This window comes from Rothia sp. ZJ932, assembly GCF_016924835.1.
Taxonomy (GTDB): domain Bacteria; phylum Actinomycetota; class Actinomycetes; order Actinomycetales; family Micrococcaceae; genus Rothia.
This window is the reverse complement of sequence record NZ_CP070480.1, coordinates 774,354-792,698: the sequence shown is the minus strand read 5'-3', so window position 1 is coordinate 792,698 and position 18,345 is coordinate 774,354. Positions and strand designations below refer to the sequence as shown.

16 protein-coding genes and 1 pseudogene are annotated in these 18,345 nt (G+C 54.8%); 6 read left to right on the top strand and 11 right to left on the bottom strand.

What is annotated here, in order from left to right; genetic code table 11:
* Positions 1-32: 32 nt before the first annotated feature.
* From hemB to hemE, 7 genes are all read right to left on the bottom strand, one after another.
* Positions 33-1,061 carry a porphobilinogen synthase gene (gene hemB, locus JR346_RS03675; RefSeq protein ID WP_255521922.1) on the bottom strand — a complete coding sequence of 343 codons (1,029 nt, stop codon included), beginning with the start codon at positions 1,059-1,061 and terminating at the stop codon, positions 33-35.
* 52 nt (positions 1,062-1,113) lie between these two features.
* Positions 1,114-1,971, bottom strand: coding sequence for a uroporphyrinogen-III synthase (locus JR346_RS03670; RefSeq protein WP_205483313.1), 858 nt, complete (start codon positions 1,969-1,971; stop codon positions 1,114-1,116).
* Between the two features lies 1 nt (position 1,972).
* Complete coding sequence (gene hemC / locus JR346_RS03665) at positions 1,973-3,004, bottom strand: hydroxymethylbilane synthase (RefSeq protein WP_205483311.1); 1,032 nt, start codon at positions 3,002-3,004, stop codon at positions 1,973-1,975.
* Entirely contained in the window at positions 2,976-4,304 is a 1,329-nt protein-coding gene (locus JR346_RS03660; protein WP_204877048.1) for a ferrochelatase, read from the bottom strand. The genes hemC and JR346_RS03660 overlap by 29 nt, the downstream gene beginning before the upstream one ends.
* Positions 4,304-5,038, bottom strand: coding sequence for a hydrogen peroxide-dependent heme synthase (gene hemQ, locus JR346_RS03655; protein WP_205483843.1), 735 nt, complete (start codon positions 5,036-5,038; stop codon positions 4,304-4,306). The genes JR346_RS03660 and hemQ overlap by 1 nt, the downstream gene beginning before the upstream one ends.
* Positions 5,039-5,235: 197 nt before the next feature.
* Positions 5,236-6,690: a protoporphyrinogen oxidase gene (hemG, locus tag JR346_RS03650; RefSeq protein ID WP_205483304.1), complete on the bottom strand. Its 1,455-nt coding sequence runs from the start codon at positions 6,688-6,690 to the stop codon at positions 5,236-5,238.
* An 8-nt stretch (positions 6,691-6,698) separates the two neighbouring features.
* A complete protein-coding gene (gene hemE, locus JR346_RS03645) occupies positions 6,699-7,814 on the bottom strand; it encodes a uroporphyrinogen decarboxylase (RefSeq protein WP_205483297.1) in 1,116 nt (371 codons plus the stop codon).
* A gap of 138 nt (positions 7,815-7,952) precedes the next feature.
* Here hemE and JR346_RS03640 point away from each other — a divergent pair, with 138 nt between their 5' ends.
* The 5 genes from JR346_RS03640 to JR346_RS03620 all read left to right on the top strand — a co-directional run bounded on the left by JR346_RS03640 (position 7,953) and on the right by JR346_RS03620 (position 13,426).
* Positions 7,953-9,245 (top strand): glutamyl-tRNA reductase, encoded by a 1,293-nt coding sequence (locus JR346_RS03640; protein ID WP_204877056.1) that lies wholly within the window; start codon positions 7,953-7,955, stop codon positions 9,243-9,245.
* Between the two features lie 113 nt (positions 9,246-9,358).
* Positions 9,359-10,102, top strand: coding sequence for a TetR/AcrR family transcriptional regulator (locus JR346_RS03635; protein ID WP_205483295.1), 744 nt, complete (start codon positions 9,359-9,361; stop codon positions 10,100-10,102).
* Between the two features lie 147 nt (positions 10,103-10,249).
* Positions 10,250-10,480 carry a DUF3107 domain-containing protein gene (locus tag JR346_RS03630; RefSeq protein WP_204877059.1) on the top strand — a complete coding sequence of 77 codons (231 nt, stop codon included), beginning with the start codon at positions 10,250-10,252 and terminating at the stop codon, positions 10,478-10,480.
* Positions 10,481-10,837: 357 nt separating this feature from the next.
* The gene (locus tag JR346_RS03625) at positions 10,838-12,394 is read left to right on the top strand and encodes a DEAD/DEAH box helicase (RefSeq protein ID WP_240334009.1); all 1,557 of its coding nucleotides are present in this window, start codon (positions 10,838-10,840) and stop codon (positions 12,392-12,394) included.
* A gap of 9 nt (positions 12,395-12,403) precedes the next feature.
* The gene (locus JR346_RS03620) at positions 12,404-13,426 is read left to right on the top strand and encodes a site-specific DNA-methyltransferase (protein ID WP_205483293.1); all 1,023 of its coding nucleotides are present in this window, start codon (positions 12,404-12,406) and stop codon (positions 13,424-13,426) included.
* Between the two features lie 13 nt (positions 13,427-13,439).
* Here JR346_RS03620 and JR346_RS03615 read toward each other — a convergent pair whose 3' ends face one another.
* Positions 13,440-14,267, bottom strand: coding sequence for a PHP domain-containing protein (locus tag JR346_RS03615; RefSeq protein ID WP_205483291.1), 828 nt, complete (start codon positions 14,265-14,267; stop codon positions 13,440-13,442).
* Positions 14,268-14,346: 79 nt separating this feature from the next.
* Here JR346_RS03615 and JR346_RS03610 point away from each other — a divergent pair, with 79 nt between their 5' ends.
* Complete coding sequence (locus JR346_RS03610; RefSeq protein ID WP_205483289.1) at positions 14,347-15,885, top strand: aminopeptidase P family protein; 1,539 nt, start codon at positions 14,347-14,349, stop codon at positions 15,883-15,885.
* Positions 15,886-15,966: 81 nt separating this feature from the next.
* On the opposite strand, the pseudogene JR346_RS03605 reads toward JR346_RS03610, so the two are convergent.
* From JR346_RS03605 to JR346_RS03595, 3 genes and pseudogenes are all read right to left on the bottom strand, one after another.
* A pseudogene (locus tag JR346_RS03605) lies at positions 15,967-16,904 on the bottom strand (BsuBI/PstI family type II restriction endonuclease).
* On the bottom strand, positions 16,904-17,251 hold the full coding sequence (locus JR346_RS03600) for a hypothetical protein (RefSeq protein ID WP_205483287.1): 348 nt from the start codon (positions 17,249-17,251) through the stop codon (positions 16,904-16,906). Before JR346_RS03600 ends, JR346_RS03605 begins: the two are co-directional and overlap by 1 nt.
* Before the next feature lie 19 nt (positions 17,252-17,270).
* A complete protein-coding gene (locus JR346_RS03595) occupies positions 17,271-18,158 on the bottom strand; it encodes an Eco57I restriction-modification methylase domain-containing protein (RefSeq protein ID WP_205483285.1) in 888 nt (295 codons plus the stop codon).
* Positions 18,159-18,345 lie beyond the last annotated feature (187 nt).

Below are 18,345 nucleotides of genomic sequence, written 5' to 3'. Positions count from 1 at the left end.
CTCACTCTTTCTCACGCACTCAACGTAACAGTCTAACGAACCGAGCGGTTCAGCCACTGAGCAACCTCAGTAGCATAGTAGGTCAAAATCATGTCGGCACCCGCTCTGCGAATACCCATCAAAGACTCCAGGACAATGCGCTCGCGGTCAATCCAACCTTTCTCAGCGGCAGCCTCGATCATTGCGTACTCCCCCGACACCTGGTAGGCGGCAACGGGCACGGGCGAAACCTCGGCAAGCTCCCGCACGATATCAAGATACGCCATAGCGGGCTTGACCATCACAAAGTCTGCACCCTCTTCGATATCGAGCTGAGCTTCAAGAAGAGCTTCACGACGCTGGGAGGGGTCTTGCTGGTAGGTCTTACGGTCGCCTTTGAAGGTGGATCCCACCGCGTCTCTGAAGGGCCCGAAGAAAGCTGAAGCGTACTTGGCGGAATACGCCATGATAGACACATCGGTGTAGCCAGCTTCGTCCAAGGCATCACGAATGGCGCCCACCTGACCGTCCATCATGCCCGAGGGGCTGACTGTATGTGCCCCGGCTTTCGCCTGAGAAATAGCCATCGCGCAGTAGGCTTCAACGGCGCGGTCATTATCAACAACCTCATTACCCCATTCATCCTGGGTCAGCGGGCCGCAGTGCCCGTGGGTGGTGAACTCGTCCAGGCAGGTATCAGCCATAATCACAATCTGATCACCGAACTTTTCACGCAGAACGCGAAGACCGCGGTTGAGAATACCGTCCTCAGCCCATGCAACCGAACCGGTCTCATCCTTGTCTTCTTCGCGAGGAACGCCAAAAAGATCAACACAGGCAATACCGGCATCGATTGCTTTTTGAACCTCGGGCACCAGGCTTTCAAGGGTATGCTGAAATTGACCGGGCATTGAAACGATCGGCTGAGGTTCGCTAATACCATCACGCACAAATAGCACCTGAATCAGGTTGCGCGGTTCAAGCGAGGTCTGAGCTGACAGCCTGCGCATCGCCGCAGTGGTGCGTACACGGCGCGGGCGGGTCACTAGATTAAGTGCCGGTGTCGATGAAAGATTCTGCACTGCGTATACTCCTTGGTTTCAGGACGGATTGGTTTCAGGATGGACAAAAATTTTAGGTTAGGTTCTGCCGCGGATTGCTGGTCAGCAGCTCAAGGGCAGTATCAGCGAGGTCGGACGCGCGTGGGCTGGCGGCTGCGATCACAGTTAGCTCAAGTTCTTGGGCGGCTGACTTGGTGGTTGCCCCGATGGCGACTACAGGCGGTAGGTTGCTCCCCGCCTCTGCTACCAGCGCCCTTAACAAAGAGGGTGCTGTTGCGATAATAAGGTTTGTATCGTGCAGTTGTTCCTGTGCCTGTTCCAGACTCAGAAGATCTACGCCCTCAGGTGTTGTGCCCACCGGCACCAGAGGATTGTGCGCTGGGTAGGGTCTCATGGTGTAGACTGTCTCGCTCTCCACCTGCCAGCCGAGTTCGGTAAGACCGCGCGATAACGTGTCTCTCGCATGATCACCCTGCACACACAAGACTGTGCCGCCTGTGCCTGCCTTTTCAGGCCACTCAGCCACCATATGGAGGGCATCGGCAACTGTGGGCACAAAATCAACGCGCACCCCGTACTGCTCCAGAGTTTTTTGGGTTGCGGCTCCCACGCAAGCAACCTTGACGCCCCTCAGCAGACGGGCGAGATCACCGGTGGTAGCACCGGTCTCAGTCTTTGCGCTGTCTCCAGCCAGCATTCGGGCACCTACTTCGGCTGCTTTCACCCCGTTGGCACTGGTAAAAGTCACCCACCGATAGTTGTGAGCATCTGCTAAGTGACTGTCAGACAAGCTCTTCGTCAGGGCTACTGCCTGGTAAATGGGCGCGCAGGCAATCTTCAGCTGCCCCAGATGGGCACGCTGAGCACCGCCGCGCAAACTCTCTATCAGTTCGGCGGCGACGTCAGGCGTCCGGGTGATAATAACCCGCATCCTAGAGGGTAAGCCCCGTCAGTTCAGCAGCCCCATTTTCTAGCAGGTTATCTGCCAAGCGAATGCCCAGCAATTCCGCCACTTCAACGGTCAGCTCATCGGCTGACGCGCTCTGACGTAACACGGTGGAACCATCGGGGTGGGCGGCAACTGCGTCCAGCACCAAGATGCCCTCTTCAACGCGGGCGTAGGTGCCAACGGGGGCAGCGCACCCCGCCTCTAAACGACGTAACAGAGCACGTTCGGCGGTCACTGCCATGCGCGTTTCCAGATGATCAAGCGCCATCAATGCGGTGGCAAGCGCTGAAGGCTCCGCTGATTCGGTAGCGGCAATTTCAAGACTGCGGGTCTCTAATGCCAGCGCCCCCTGCCCAGGAGCAGGGAGGAAGGTCAGCGGATCCAAATACTCGGTAATGACCTTTTCAAGCCCCAAGCGTTTGAGACCTGACGCAGCAAGAATTACCGCATCGCAGTCACCGGTTGCGGTAGCCATTGTTTTCGTGCCGTAGATACCGTGCCCATTGACGCCGTACTTTTCTAAGCCAGCTACACGGGCAAGTCGGGTACCCACGTTGCCACGAATATCAACAATGGTCAGATCAGGACGAGCTGCCAGCAGCTGAGCAGCACGACGCGGCGAACCGGTACCCACGCGAGCTCTCTCGGGCAGCTGGCTCAGGGTCAGGTTGTCGCGGGCGCACAGGGCATCTCGGGGGTCTTCACGTTCGGGAATAGCCGCGATGCTTAGCCCCTCTGCCTGTGCAGTGGGCAAATCTTTAAGGGAGTGAGCCGCAAAGTCCACGGTGCCATCCAGGACGCGGGTACGCAGGGTTGCGGCGAAGACTCCGGTGCCCCCCATCTGTGAGAGAGGGCCGGTGAGTACATCGCCTTCAGTTTTGACGGTGACAAGTTCAACCTCGAAACCGCCTGCCTGCGCCACGCGCTGCCCCGCCATGCCCGACTGGGCCATGGCGAGGGCTGAACCGCGGGTACCCAAAAGGTACTTAGCCACGAGCACCGCCTTGGGTGTCATCCCCAGTGTAGTTAGCGATCACGGGCTTGTCTGAGCCTGGGCGGCTTGACTTGCAGCAATCGGGGTTGCAGGCGTCAAACCAGCCGCGTGAACCGCACACGGTATCACGCTGCGCCTGGATTTCTGCGGGGTCGGCTGACGGCGCTGTTGAGCTGACACGTTCAGCGATGAGCTGGCGCAGTGATTCAACGTAATCGGGGTGGATGCCGGGGGTCGGGGTGCGAGTGGCAATAAAGCCGAGTTCGGCACAGGTGTCGAGCGCCTCGGTGTCCAAGTCCCACTTGACTTCCATATGATCCGAGACGAAGCCTAGTGGTACCAGTACAACACCGTCTACTGCGCCCTTGAGTTCTTCGAGAGCGTCGTTCACATCGGGTTCGAGCCAAGGCATGGTGGGAGGGCCTGAACGTGACTGGTAGACCAGTTCCCATTCGACCTTATCGAGCAGGGCGGGGTCGATAGCTTCGACCCCGGCAAGAACAGCTCGTGCTGCTTGCAGGTGCTTTTCAACGTAGGCGCTGCCACCTTCATAATCTACTCCGCGCGGGCCTGCTTCGTTGGCTGCGCTGGTGGGCACTGAGTGAGTGCAGAACATGACGCGGATTTTGCCATTGCCCGCAGCGGGGTTTTCAGCGGCTTCCACTCCAGCCTGTACTTCTTTGAGACCATCGACCAGACCATCAACGAATGATTTGATGAAGCCGGGGGCATCCCAGAACTGACGGACTTTATCAATCTGCAGTTTGCCTTCGAGACCCAGCTTTTCAAGGGCGATACCGTAATCCTCACGGTACTGACGGCATGATGAGTAGCCGGGGTAGGCGCTGGTGGCAAGAACTAGAATCTTGCGTGCGCCGTCCTCGTATGCCTGGGAAACAACGTCGTTCACGTAGGGTTCCCAGTTACGGTTTGCCCAGGTAATGGGTACCTTGGGGCCGCGGTCTTCCATCGCTTCGCGCAGGGCTGCCAGCAGTGCCCGGTTCTGGGCGTTGATGGGTGATATACCACCGTTGGCGCGGTAGTGGGTTGCCACTTCTTCTAGGCGTTCATCGGGAATACCTCGACCGCGGGTGACATTGCGAAGAAAAGGAATAACGTCCTCTTGACCTTCGGGGCCACCAAAGGACGAGAGAATAACCAAGTCATAGTCATCCGGTGCTTGTGAGCGGGGGCGGGTGAGGTTTTCTTCGCCGTGGTAGCTCTCAACTGTTGTCTCATCGAGGGCCGCCGGGCCGTTGCTGGCGGTGTTGTTAGGGTCGGTGAGGTTGGGGCAAATATCGTTGAGTACGGTAGCAGTCATTAGGCGAGAACCTCAGCAATTTCTGACGCTTCAAGGCGACGTCCGGTGTAGAAGGGAATTTCATCGCGCACGTAGTGACGCGCTTCGGTGTTGCGGAAGGAACGCATGAGATCCACGATCAATACCAATTTGGGTGATTCAAGAGCGATCAACCACTCGTAGTCGTTCAGCCCGAAGGTTGCGATGGTGTTGGGTAGAACCTCGGGGAAGTCGATGCCCTTGAGACCGTGGTTCTTCATGATCTCGCGGCGCTTTTCGGGGTTGAGGGTGTACCAGTCGAAGGAGCGCACGAAAGGGTAAACACAGACCCAATCCTGAGCGGGCAGCCCCTTGGCAAATGAGGGGGTGTGACCGGCTGAGAACTCAGCGTCGCGGTGTACGCCCATAGTTGACCAAACAATCTTGGTACCGGTGAAGGCATCGGTGCGGCGAATCTGGCGGATTGCTACCTGCAAATCCTCGGGCACAGCGCCGTGTACCCAGACCAAAATATCAGCGTCGTTACGCATCGCTGAGACATCGTAGAAACCGCGAACAATGACGCCGCGGCTCTCCAGATCAGCAACAAGGTCGGTGATTTGCTGGGTTGCTGCCTCAGAGGTTGCGGAGGCACTTGCCTGGGTATCACGGGCAAAGACGGTATACAGGGCATAGTGGAACTGGCTATCACCTTCGGCTACCTCGCCGGGGCGCTGCCCCTGGATTTTGCCGTTGGCGTCTTTAGCGGTGGGCATGGGCGGACGTCCGCCACGAGCGCCGTGGGAGTAACCGGATGTTCTGGCTGAAGAGTGCGATGAGCTGTGGGAGTAGGCAGGGTGCCCGCCTGTGTGCTGTTCTGAGCGATTCTCGGGGTGCTCTTCGGGCTTACCGTGGTGTGCCATGGGGGTTCCTTCCAGAGGTTTTGCGGGTGTTGATGATGGAGTGAGGTTTGCTAGTTGCATGCCACGTTCTGCCGAACGTTGGCGGAGAACTCGGCTATAGTTGCGTAGGTGTCTTTAGTCACCGCTACTAGACCGGTACCTGCCAGCCAGGCACCGACTGCTGTGACACCCTCAAGCTGCCCCAGCGCGTCCCTAAATTTTTCGGTTTTTTCTTGGTGACCTGCGCGTGGGGCGGGGATTGCGCCCTGCCAGCGCACCACATCTGCGGCAACAAGCTGTTGGGGGGTGAGACTCACGCCCAAGAGTTTGGCGGCATCGCGCAGACCTAAGGTCACCAGCTGGTCATCGGTGAGATCAACCTCGCGAATAGGCTGAGAGGTGTCACCGGTGCGACCGTACGAAAGACGGACGATGTGCCTGCCAGCCCCGGCGCGGTCGGCAATCCACTGCCATTTAGCGCTGGCGTGGGTGAGTGCCTTGGCACGAACGGTGGTCACCTGGTCTGAGACCAGCAGACCGGTGCCGCGCGGTGCAGCATCGAGGGAGGGCTGGTCTACCACTAAGGAAACCAGTGCCACCTCGGGGCCGGATTTGACGGAGGGTACAGCGGATGCTGGCAAGTGAGAGCCAAGGATGCGGGTAGCGGTAGGAGCATCAGTGGCAACCACAAGGTTGGTTGCTGAGAGCGCCACCGTGCGTTCTGATGTATCAGAACGACGCTGAATCAAGGTCCAGTCGCCCGATGCCGGGTCGCGATCAACAGCGATAACGTCAAAGCCGGTGACCATGCGTACCCGCATGCGCTGCAAATCAGCAACCAGCGCTTCGGAAAGCTGGTTCATGCCACCTTCAATGCCTGCTACGGCAGAACCTGCCGGAGCCGCGCGGCGGATAGCGGCAGCCGCTGCCGCCAGTGAACCGTAGGTGCGTAGCCCCTGGCGCAGACCGGGAGCTACAGTGTCAAGGTCTAAGACATCGGGGTGCATGGTGTGAACACCGGTCACCACAGGTGCGACCAGGTTGTTAAGCACCTGGCTACCCATTCGAACGCGCACCAGTTCGCCCAAGGTTTTAGCGTGGGCACCCACGCTCGCAGGCAGTAGCTTATCGAGCTTGGCACGTTGAATACCGGCGAAGTTAAGAACCTGCTGCACTGCCGGGTCTTCAAAAGATCCTGGGATACCCATGAAACCGGTGCTGGGTGCAGGGTAAGCACCACCGGGCAAATAGAGCCATGAGCCACCAGAATTTGGCAACACAATCTTGTCTTTAAGCCCCAAATCTTCTAAAAGGTTAGAGACAATGGGGTTGCGGGTAGCGAACGATTCAGCTCCAGAGTCAAGAACCAGCTGCGCCAGTTCGTGGGAAGCAACTGCCCCACCGAGGTGCTGGTTCTTTTCAACGACAGTGACTTTGAAACCGTCCTGAGCAAGGACGCGCGCCGCCAGCAAACCTGAAACGCCGCCGCCCAAGACAATGGCTGTGTACTCTGGAGACTGTGGCATGTTCTTGATCAGCTCTTTCGGGTTGATGAGTGAATGTAATCTACAAGATCGGTCAAAACCTGGGGGTCGGTGGTGGGAGGTACACCGTGACCGAGGTTAGCAACGTGGGCGGGGGCGGCGCGTCCTGCTTCAAGAACCTCATCTGTGTGAGCATAAAGCGCCTTGCTGCCTGATGCGAGCAGCGCCGGGTCGATGTTGCCTTGCAGTACAATACCGCCGCCCAAACGGCGATCAGCTTCGTTCAGGGGCAGACGGTAATCAACGCCCATAACGTCGGCACCGGCTTCGAGCATGGCTGGCAAAAGTTCTGCGGTACCGGTGCCAAAGTGGATGCGGGGCACGCCGTAGTCTTCGACCATCGACAAAGCGGTGGCTGAGTGTTCTTGAACAAAACGACGGTAGTCGGCTTCACCCAAAGAACCAGCCCACGAGTCAAAGAGCTGCACAGCTGATGCGCCAGCTTCAATCTGAGCTTTCAAGAACTGACCGGAGGTACGCGCTGCCCAAGCGGCGAGTTTCTGCCAAGCTTCAGGTTCAGCGTGCATCATGGTGCGGGGCTTGAGGTGATCGCGTGAGGGACCGCCCTCCACCATGTAAGCGGCAACGGTGAAGGGAGCACCCGCAAAACCAATCAACGGAGTTGAACCCAGCTGCTCGATGGTGTTGGCGACTGCCTCACGAATAACGTCAAGGGCTGATTCTTCAAGCTCGGGCAGGTTATCAATATCGCTTAGGGAGTTGATGGGTGATTCCAGAACGGGACCTCGACCGGGAACAATGTCAACATTGACGCCGGCGAGCTTCATCGGGATCACGATGTCAGAGAAGAAAATACCGGCGTCCACCTTGTGGCGGCGTACCGGCTGCACTGTAATCTCAGCGGCAAGATCAGGGGTGAGGCAAGAATCAAGCATGGCAATGCCTTCACGTACCTTGCGGTATTCTGGCAACGAACGTCCTGCTTGGCGCATAAACCACACCGGGGTGTGCTCAGCTTGGCGCCCGGTCAGGGTACGAAGCATTGCTGATTCGCCGGTTCCGGCAGTTTTCAGCGGGTGGGACGCGGGCAAAAGTTCTAGCTGCTGATCTGTGAGCAGGGCACGTTGACGCAAAGTATTAGCCATACATTCTATTGTGCCAAGTTAACAGCTGCATTTTGCAGACAGAGTGTCATTATTGCCCAGCTTTCGACGTCAGTGTTAGCTCAGGGTTAATCTTTGGTACTGTGGATAAGTTCAAAGAATTCTTACAAGATACTTTCTATGACTATCTTTACCCTCGTTGCATCACATAAAACAGTTGATCTGGAAACCGTTGCCAAACTCAGCACCGGGGCTATTGATTTACCCAAAAACCTCAAAGAAGAGGGTTTTGAGGGGTCTGTTATTCTCTCTACCTGCAACCGGTTAGAGCTCTATGTTGAGACCAGCTCACAGGCGGCACCGGCTGAGAGCCACCGGGCACAGCAGGTTGAAGAGAATAAGCGCGTCATTATTAGCCAGCTGGCTCAGCTCTCTGGCATTGATACCCAGGTTGCCCTCGACAGTTTTGAAACTTACGTTGATCATGATGCTGCCCACCATCTTTTCACCGTGGCATCCGGTCTAGAATCTGCGGTGGTTGGTGAACGCGAAATTACCGGTCAGGTGCGTCGCGCCATTGCTACAGCTCAAGAGGACGGTCACGCCACCGGTAACCTGGTGCGCCTCTTTAACCAGGGCACTCAGACTGCCCGGCAGGTCGGTCAGCAAACTGCTCTGGGCTCGCGGGGGCGCTCAATCGTTTCCGTTGCTCTTGATTTAGCGGACGACGTTGCTGAAAAAACGTGGGAAGACCGCACAGCGCTTGTTTTTGGCACCGGCGCATACGCGGGGGCAACGATGGCAGCGCTAGCTGATCGCGGGTGTACACGCGTCCTCGTTTTTTCTCGCTCCCACCGAGCCGAAGAGTTTGCAGCTAAGCGCGGCGGTATACCGGTTGCAGATGGTGCGCTCGAAGAGGCAATGGCTGAGGCGGACGTTATTATTGGTTGTTCTGGCGGTTCAGCTCCCATTACCGCTCATCAGATTCCTGCAGGCAAGCGCGTAGTTCTTGACTTGGCACTCACCCGAGACTTTGACCCGTCTATTGCAGAGCTTGAAGGCGTTGAGCTTATCACCCTAGAATCGGTGCGTTTAGCAGCCCCAGAAGAAACAGCTGAATCCGTTGAGATGGCACGCTCCATTGTCGCGGCGGCAAGTTCTGAGTTCACTCAAAAAGAAAAGGCACGCGACATTGATGCCGCAATTGTTGCCCTTCGCTCACACACCCTGAGTATTCTTGATACCGAACTTGAAAAAGTACGCACCCAGTTCGGCTGCTCAGGAGCCTCCGAACACCTAGAATTTGCTATGCGTCGAATGGTGAAGTCTTTACTTCACTCCCCCACCGTTCGCGCAAAAGAGCTAGCAAAAGAAGGACGCGCCGATGAGTACATTGCCGGATTAGAGGCTTTATACGGCATCGAAGTTGAATCATCAGTTACCCCGGCTGAGAGAGACTACAAGGTATCCTAAGCCTTCTTCGCACCGCCTCCTCAGAGTAAAGAGTGCGGTGAGAAGATTCGTTATAGTCCCCTTACCCCGAGTTATCGTTCATTGTGCGCCAGCACCTAAACCGAAGATGAAGCATGACAATTGTTGATGAATCAGCGTCACTTAAGGCAACGAGCATAGAAGAAGATTCGCGTGATGAGACTAGCGGAACCCTTGAGATCCAGGTTCCTCGCAAACCAATAAAATCAGCGAAAAAGAAATCCACAAAGAGCCGTAAGTCTACAGTACGGTTGCCGCGTGATACCCGCCGCCGTCAGCTCATTGACTGCTCACTTCGAGTATTTTCGGCCCAGGGCTATCATGTCACCACGATGGAACATATTGCCGAAGAGGCTCAGGTTTCAAAGCCCGTGTTGTACCAGCACTTCAACGGTAAACAGGATCTGTATCTAGCATTGTTGGACGATCAGATCGCCCAGTTCGTTGCGGCTGTTTCGGCACCCCTCTATGAGACCGAGGTTAACCGTGATCGTGTGGAGGGCGTCCTCATGGCGTTCTTCAAATTCACCCGCGCCAACCCCCAGGGGTACCGCCTCATCTTTGAATCTGATGTTCACGGCGATTTGATGGTGCAAGATAAAGTTGAGGGTTTGCACCGCACTATGGCGGAGCATATTGCTGGCATTTTGGGGCCCAACGCCGGTCTTGATAGCCAGCAGGCAGTCTTACTTTCGCGCACTCTCTCTGGCATGGCGCTGAGCGCCACCCAGCACGCCCTGCACTCGGGTATGAGCCCCACAGACCTCGACCAGGTGGGTAAGCTCGTCTTCAAGCTCGCCTGGGGTGGTGTTTCAATTCTGGACGAGGACTGGCTCTAAAGTGCGCTGTCGCATCGAGTCTTGGTTTCTTGCGGATGTTCTCTCACAGAGATGTTGCACCGGCAGGTACACCGGTAGCTTGTAGACTTGGACGCAAGACGTCTTCACCTGCCACCAAAGTGTGGCGCACACGTTTAGGGGTAAAATATGGATATCAAAATTGGCGTGCAGAACGTTCAGCGTGAAATTGTTGTTGACACCGACGAATCAGCAGACGCTGTTAAGGCTAAGGTTGCTGAATCTCTCGCAAACGGTTCGGTGCTTGAACTGACCGATTCAAAGGGCACCATTATCTTGGTTCCCGGAGCTCAGCTGGGCTACGTTGAAATCGGTGCTGAAACCAAGCGTCGCATTGGTTTTGGTTTCAGCGAGGCATAAACGCCTCTAACAATGAGAGCTTCGGCAGAAGTTTTGCAGCCGGTGGCACCTGACTCTCCCAAGGGCCCACGGTGTCACCGGTTATTTTATGCCGGTATGCGTTCACGCTGAGAACGCATGAAATACAGGTGTGTGCTCGCTCATTCCCACAAATAGCACTCAAGCGTATAGACTTAGTGGAGTCTATGCGGTTGCCCGGTCGTTGGTGAGTAAAACACAATACATAGACTTTAGATACGCTCTATAAGCCCCAAAAGCGCGGTGAGAGCGTAGCGCGCATATTCACGATCGGCTTCCCTCATTTTCATTGGTGTTTACCGCGACGGTGACACAGGACTTTATAAGGAATTTCGAGACGTGAACGAAGAAGATAAGACATTCGTTGATTACGGTGTTCGCGAGGACATCGCCGCTGCCTTAGCGGCTAAGGGCATCACCCAGCCCTTCCCCATTCAGGCGCTCACCCTGCCGGTAGCGCTTGAAGGTCACGACATTATTGGTCAGGCGAAAACTGGTACGGGTAAAACTCTGGGCTTTGGTTTGCCCGCTATTCAGCGCGTGGTAGGACGCGAGGATGCCGGTTGGGATTCACTCAAGATTCCCGGCGCACCCCAGGCTCTTATTATTGTTCCCACTCGTGAGCTGGCTGTTCAGGTGGGGTCAGATTTGAGCGCGGCTGCTGCCCAGCGCAACGCTCGCATTGAGACTCTCTACGGTGGATCCCCCTACGATGCTCAGGTGAAGGCTCTTGAAAAGGGCGTGGAGATTGTCGTGGGCACTCCCGGTCGCCTGATTGACCTGCACCGTCAGAAGTACCTTAACCTTTCACAGGTGAAGATGGTGGTTCTTGATGAGGCTGACGAAATGCTCGATTTGGGATTCTTGCCCGATGTCGAGCGTCTTTTGGCAGCTCTGCCCGAGGCGCGTCAGAGCATGCTCTTCTCGGCTACTATGCCCGGACCGGTGCTGACCATGGCACGCCGCTACATGACCAAGCCTATGCACATCCGTGCAGAAGCTCCCGGCGATGATTCAAAGACCAAAGCCTCTATTCGCCAGGTCATTTACCGCGCGCATCCGCTGGATAAAGACGAGATGGTGGGGCGTATTCTGCGTGCTGAAGGCCGCGGTCGCACCATTATCTTCACCCGCACCAAACGCAGCGCTGCTAAACTCTCTGAAGAACTAATCTCACGCGGTTTCGCCGCCGCTGCCCTGCACGGAGATCTCAACCAGGGCGCGCGAGAGAAGGCGCTCCAGGCTTTCCGCGATTCTAAGATTGATATTTTGGTGGCTACCGATGTGGCTGCCCGCGGTATAGACGTTGACGACGTTACGCACGTGATCAACTATCAGATGCCTGAGGATGAAAAAGCTTATACCCACCGCACAGGTCGTACCGGTCGTGCATCTAACGAAGGTACCGCTGTGACTTTCGTGGACTGGGAAGACGTACCGCGCTGGAAGTTCATCAACCAGGCACTGGAACTCAACGTTCCTGAACCGGTAGAAACCTACTCTTCGTCTCCCCACCTCTTCACTGATCTGGGTATTCCTGCCGGATCTAAAGGTAGGTTACCGAAAGATGAGCAGACTCTTGAGGGCATTGGTTCACAGCGTCAGGACATCGACTCGCGTGATTCTCGCGGTGGCGGTCGCGGTGAAGGACGCGGTCGTGGCGGTAATCGCCGTCAGCGTTCTGATGATCGTCGTTCAGAAGGCACCCGTTCGGCGAATAAGCGTTCTGAGGGTAAGGTCTCTTCGGAAGATGCTGGCGAGAAGCATTCAGAGTGTCCTACTCGTCGCCGTACCCGTGCAGAGGGAACCGAACAGCGTAGTAAGACAGTAGAAAAGCGTGAGGATGGTACCCGCCGCCGTCGCCGCCGCCGTAACCCATCAGCTGAAACTGAGTAGGACTGTTCGTTGACCCGTTTTGACGCCGACGGCCATTCGTTGGTGGTTCAGGCAGATAATCTTTCGTATCTGCGTGAACTGCCCGATGGGGTATTCACCATGATTTATATTGACCCGCCTTTTAACACAGGGCGGGTTCAGACCCGTAAGACTCTCGCCACTACCTCTGTTGAGGAGGGTAGAGGTGACCGGATGGGGTTTGCTGGCAAGTCGTATTCTTCGGTACTGGCTCAGCTGGCAAGTTATTCGGATAGTTTTGAGGATTACTGGGGTTTTTTGGAGCCTCGTATCACAGAGGCTCACAGGCTGTTGGCTGACGATGGTACCCTGTACTTGCACCTTGATTGGCGTGAGGTTCACTATGCCAAGGTTATGTGCGACATGATTTTCGGTAGGGAATCGTTCATTAACGAGCTGATTTGGGCCTACGATTTTGGTGCCAAATCGTCTCGTCGTTGGCCGACCAAGCACGACAATATCTTGGTTTACGCAAAGAACCCTAAGGCATACTACTTCAATACTGAAGAGGTCGATCGCGAGCCCTATATGGCACCGGGGTTGGTGACCGCTGAGAAGGCGGCGCGCGGCAAGCTACCCACCGATGTGTGGTGGCATACGATTGTCTCGCCCACCGGTAAAGAGAAAACCGGTTACCCTACGCAAAAGCCGTTGGGTCTTCTGCGTCGCATGATTGCAGCATCTACTCGCGAGGGTGATTGGGTGCTGGATTTCTTCGCCGGTTCAGGTACTACGGGTGCAGCTGCGGCTGAAATGGGTAGGCGTTTTGTATGTATCGATCAGAACCCACCGGCTATCAGGATCATGAAGAAACGTCTGGGGACCGTAGGGCCTCGCAAGGCTAGTCTTCTGGTCCAAGAGCAGGCTGCAAACGCGGTGACGGCAGTTTTCACCAAGCACCGCTCGGCGCGTGCTATTGAGCAAAGAATCAAAGCTGAAGCCGCTGTTTTAGAAGCCAAACGGTTAGCGCGTGCTGAGCGTAAGGCAGCGAAAGGCGAAAAGCCCGACGTGTAAACCCCGCAGGAGGTCACAGCCCGGCGCGTTCGCGGATGCGCTCCACCATCTGCCCGGTGGTGGTGTTTTCCCCCAGACGGTTGGGTTTGCCTGCCCCGTGATAGTCAGATGCCCCGGTAACAATCAGGTCATGCTTTTGAGCAAGCACGCGCAGTACGGCTCTGTCATCTTCTGCATTATCGCGATGGTTAATTTCCAGCCCGCACAAGCCGGCATCAATCATCTGTTCGAGCAGTTCTACCGATGCCACGCGTCCGCGCGAGCGCGCAAACGGATGCGCCATCACCGGCACTCCCCCGGCTGCACGCACCAGTTTCACCGCTTTGACGGGATCAACAGCGTAGTGTGAGACGTAGTAGGGTGAAGCCGGGGTCAAAATAGTGGCAAACGCTTCTGAACGGGTTGAGACACATCCTGCGGTCACCAAAGCATCAGCAATATGCGGACGCCCCACGGTAGCCTCCTCGCCCACGTGCTCCTGCACAAGATCCCAGGTCACCGGGTAATCGACGGCAATGAGATCCACCATTTTCTGTGCTCGGGTGATGCGCGAGTCTCGCGCCAGATTGATCTCCGCAAAAAGGTCAGTGTTTTCAGGGTCATGGTAATAGGAGAGCAGATGAACACTCAGCCCGGAGGTAGCACACGAAACCTCCATGCCCGGCACAAAATCTAAACCGTACACATCAGCAAGCTCAGCAGCTCGCGTCCACCCCACGCACGTATCGTGGTCGGTGAGTGCGAAACCAGTTAGCCCGGTACCTGCGATTTCACCGACGAGTTCGTCTACGGTCTGAGTACCGTCTGAGAGTGCTGAGTGAGTGTGAAGGTCGTATGCCATGACTCTTAGTTTAGCGGCTGGTCCTCACAGCTGTGATCTAACGGTAGAAAAAATAATCAATCACGGTAGAGTAAGAAACATGACTGAAAATTCAACTGACCAAAACATTGAAGAGCGTGTGAAGAACCGCTCTCAGCCACCCACATCACAGGCGTTCAAAGATTTCATGGCGTCCAAGTGGGCAGAGCCTTCCGGCGATATGCCCGCCCGCGATGAGGTCGCTGACTACGCCGCCGCCCGCCGCGCCAAGCTCTCAGCGCGTTTTGTCGGTGAACGCTTGGTGATTCCTGCCGGGCCACTCAAAGTGCGTTCCAACGATACTGACTACCGTTTTCGCCCGCACTCAGCATTCGCCCACCTGACCGGTTTGGGCACCGACCATGAGCCTGATGCCGTGCTAGTGATGGAGCCCGTCGATGAAGGCACCGGCGATAACGGTTCAGCGCACGAGGCGACCCTCTACTTCACCCCGTTGGCAGGTCGCGATAGCGAAAAGTTCTACGCTGACCCCCGCTACGGTGAGTTTTGGATTGGCGCTCGCCCCACCCTGGCTGAGGTTCAGACACAGTACGGTATCAATACCGCTGATCTTGCCGAGATTGAAGTAGCTGTTACTAAGAACGCTGGCAACCAGGCTCTCGGTGGCATCCGTATTCGTTTGGTGCGCGATGTTGATATGAATATGGATGCTTTGGTCGATACCTCGCGGTATAACACCGGCGTTGATTTGGAGCAGTCTGATCAGTTAGACGCCCAGCTCACCGAGGCGCTGAGCGAGATTCGTCTGATCAAGGACGCCGTTGAGGTTGAGAATATGCGTCGTTCGGTGAACGCGACGATTGCCGGTTTTGAAAATATCGTCAAGGCGATACCTACTGCCACCGGGCACCGCCGCGGCGAACGTCTAGTAGAGGGCGCTTTCTTTGCCCAGGCTCGCGCTGAGGGTAACGATTTGGGCTATGACACCATTGCTGCCTGCGGTAATAATGCAACGGTTTTGCACTGGATTCGTAATAACGGCACTGTCGATGAGGGCAAGCTGATTCTGGTGGATGCCGGTGTTGAGGATGATACCCTCTACACTGCTGATATCACCCGCACCCTGCCGGTGGACGGCAAGTTCACTGAGATCCAGGCGAAGGTTTACCAGGCGGTGCTTGATGCCGCTGACGCTGCTTTTCAGGTGGCTGTGCCCGGTAACAAGTTTAAGGACGTTCACGCGGCTGCGATGAAGGTTCTCGCGAACCGTTTGGAAGAGTGGGGTCTGCTGCCGGTGTCGGCTGAGGTTTCACTGTCTGAAGTCGGCGGTCAGCATCGCCGATGGATGCCGCACGGCACCAGCCACCACCTCGGTCTTGACGTTCATGACTGCGCCCAAGCGAAGCGTGAGCTGTACATTGAGGGCGTTATTGAGCCGGGTATGGTTTTCACCATCGAGCCGGGTCTTTACTTCAAAGAAGAGGACTTGGCAATCCCTGAAGAGTACCGTGGCATCGGCGTGCGCATTGAAGATGACGTACTGATTACCGAAGACGGTAATGAAAACCTCTCTGCTGCTCTGCCCCGCGATATCGAAGGAATCGAGCAGTGGATGGCTGACATCCTCAAAACCAACTAACCGTACGCCCCGCGGTTAAGCGCAAGCCCGCGCGTCCTTACCCCTCAAGAAGGGTAGGGACGCGCAGGCTTGTACTCTACGTTATGGTCTTGGTCCCATGAACCTATCGCCGTTGAGATGAATCATGTGCGTCGGTTCATCAGCAATCCAAATCTCGGTATCCCAAGCTATATCAGCAATGAACCTACGCATGACTGCACGGTTGGGAAAACATGATACAAAGACTAGCCCAGCAGAACTGTGCCCAAATATTCCTTGAAGTTCAGCTTGCGGCTGAAATCAACAGGACCGTGGGTGGAGGCAGCTTCTATAAGGTAAAGCCAGTTCTTTTCGCGAAGATAGACCACTACATCAGGGAATTTACCATGAAGATTGTAAGTAATCCCTAACTGCTCTAAAGCATGCTGGTTGGTCGCAACAGATTTTGATTTAGCATCCCCAATAGCTATGACTTCACCTCCAGGAGCAAAGGTTGGGCAAAAATCTTCGATAATTTGTTTGATGAGAGCATTCTGACCGCCGGACTTAATGAACACGTCAGTTCCCGGGGGAAGTGCAACCGGTATTCTTTCAAGATTTTTTCGTTCTTCACGTTGGCGGCTTAGAAGTGATGGGATATCTACTAAATACTTATCAAGTAAAGGGAGAAATTCATCTGTTCCAAATTTTTGGATGACGCACAGCGCCCGGTCATTAATCTTGTAGTTATTCTTTGAAGAATTAGTAGGTCTAGCTGGATCATCTTCATTATGAATGACAAAGCCAACTTCAACAAACTGATGTAATACGAATCGTCGAATAGTCTCCCTGGAGTTTTCTGCGATGGGATGATCAAGTTCTTCACGCATCCAGTCCAAAAGAGCCCTCACACCAAGCCTATAGGACGTTGCTTCTGACCAGTGCTGTTGGGGTTTGAGCTGGACTAACGACAAGAAAGTGCGTGCGGCAGTAGCGTTCGTTCTCTTGGCGTCAAAACCGAATGCTCCGAGGATAACCTGTGCCTCTTCTAAGGTTGCCATTATGCTGCTTTCTTGGATTGATCTGAATAGGAAAATAGGTCTTCGACAGCGCTATCTACTAATGAATCTTCAGCATCTGCTAACCGCAGCAGCTGGCTCTTTGAGGGAAAAGGTAAAGATCTTAAGTCACCGGTGTTCACCTGAGTATGACCACTGAAAATTCTGAAGTACTGATCTACTCTTGAACTTGAAAGCCATTTGTGGATTCCTAATGCAAGCTGCCCATTGATCCCTTGCCCATCCGTGTGCAGGTAGTTTAATTTATTGTCCAGTGCTGTCGGCGCTGAGACGTCCAGAACAGCTGAGACAATACGTTTTTTCTCTTCCTTAGCTGAGAATCTCTTCACAAGAACATAGGTTCCGGAATCAAGCGTGTTTTTCCTGAACGTCTACGGGAGCATCAAACCACTGTGATTTTTTCACAGTTGCTCGGGGATGAATAACTTCGTTATTCACTATGTTTGCAGGATATAATAAAGGCACAGAAAAAAGAGTAGGCGAGTCTAACAGATATTCTTTAAGTCTAAACCCCACTACTTTGCCTGTTGATACAGATACACCTAAATCTTTGAGCGTATGGGTGGCTTGTTTCATCCACTGCGCCGTATCACTTGAGGCGGCGCCAGATGGTATGAAAATAAAATCATTATCTATAATCGCAGCTACTGGGTATTCCACAGTTTCTGCGGATCCTGAGGAACTCCTAGCAATTGACACCTTAATATTTTGGGATTGCTGGTGCCCCGCTATGACTGTAATCATTGATTCTTGGAGAACTCCCATGTCGCCAAACACTTCGCTGCGAGAGTCAAAAAGGTAGAGGTGCTCCAGACTAAACCCATCTCTAAGGTCTTTTCGAAACTGTTTATAGTACGTTCCATTGGTCCATGATCGAGGGGTAATAGCAACGACCTGACCACCTGGATTCAAGAGGTCTAGCGATAGCCTCACGAATGCGGCATAGAGGTTAGGAACTTTGATACCTGCATCAGTAAGCAAAGTATCGTGAAAAGATTTTGAATGAAGCTTTTTATAGGGCGGGTTCTGGACTATCAGGTCGAAAGCGTTACTTTTTTGTTCCAGCGCCCACTCTATAAAATCAGCTGATACAACGGTAGTTTTAACCCCGATTGCGCGTAACTCATGAGCTGCATCTTCTAGTACTGGCAGTAGCTCTGTGTCTTTCTCAATGGCTGTGACCCAGATTTCAGCATTGGGGATTTCTTTGAAAATTCTCTGAGTTAGAGCTGTCATCAGCACTCCCGACCCCGCTCCGGGGTCGCACAAGCGGTCACGATGGATACAAGAACCCTGTTCGAGGGGGCACCACACAAGCGTCGATACCCTCTAAGACCAGCAATTTTGCGCTGGATAGGCGGATCGAGAACCGGGGTATCATGCTGGCGAGAGGGCTCCCTCGCAAGGTTCAGGATTGCCTCTG

What these genes read in the sequence shown, in the direction of transcription:
- JR346_RS03670 (WP_205483313.1), bottom strand. Translation starts at nt 1,971, where the DNA reads ATGCGGGTTATTATCACCCGGACGCCTGACGTCGCCGCCGAACTGATA.
- hemC (WP_205483311.1), bottom strand. Translation starts at nt 3,004, where the DNA reads ATGACACCCAAGGCGGTGCTCGTGGCTAAGTACCTTTTGGGTACCCGC.
- JR346_RS03660 (WP_204877048.1), bottom strand. Translation starts at nt 4,304, where the DNA reads ATGACTGCTACCGTACTCAACGATATTTGCCCCAACCTCACCGACCCT.
- hemQ (WP_205483843.1), bottom strand. Translation starts at nt 5,038, where the DNA reads ATGCCCACCGCTAAAGACGCCAACGGCAAAATCCAGGGGCAGCGCCCC.
- hemG (WP_205483304.1), bottom strand. Translation starts at nt 6,690, where the DNA reads ATGCCACAGTCTCCAGAGTACACAGCCATTGTCTTGGGCGGCGGCGTT.
- hemE (WP_205483297.1), bottom strand. Translation starts at nt 7,814, where the DNA reads ATGGCTAATACTTTGCGTCAACGTGCCCTGCTCACAGATCAGCAGCTA.
- JR346_RS03640 (WP_204877056.1), top strand. Translation starts at nt 7,953, where the DNA reads ATGACTATCTTTACCCTCGTTGCATCACATAAAACAGTTGATCTGGAA.
- JR346_RS03635 (WP_205483295.1), top strand. Translation starts at nt 9,359, where the DNA reads ATGACAATTGTTGATGAATCAGCGTCACTTAAGGCAACGAGCATAGAA.
- JR346_RS03630 (WP_204877059.1), top strand. Translation starts at nt 10,250, where the DNA reads ATGGATATCAAAATTGGCGTGCAGAACGTTCAGCGTGAAATTGTTGTT.
- JR346_RS03615 (WP_205483291.1), bottom strand. Translation starts at nt 14,267, where the DNA reads ATGGCATACGACCTTCACACTCACTCAGCACTCTCAGACGGTACTCAG.
- JR346_RS03610 (WP_205483289.1), top strand. Translation starts at nt 14,347, where the DNA reads ATGACTGAAAATTCAACTGACCAAAACATTGAAGAGCGTGTGAAGAAC.
- JR346_RS03595 (WP_205483285.1), bottom strand. Translation starts at nt 18,158, where the DNA reads ATGACAGCTCTAACTCAGAGAATTTTCAAAGAAATCCCCAATGCTGAA.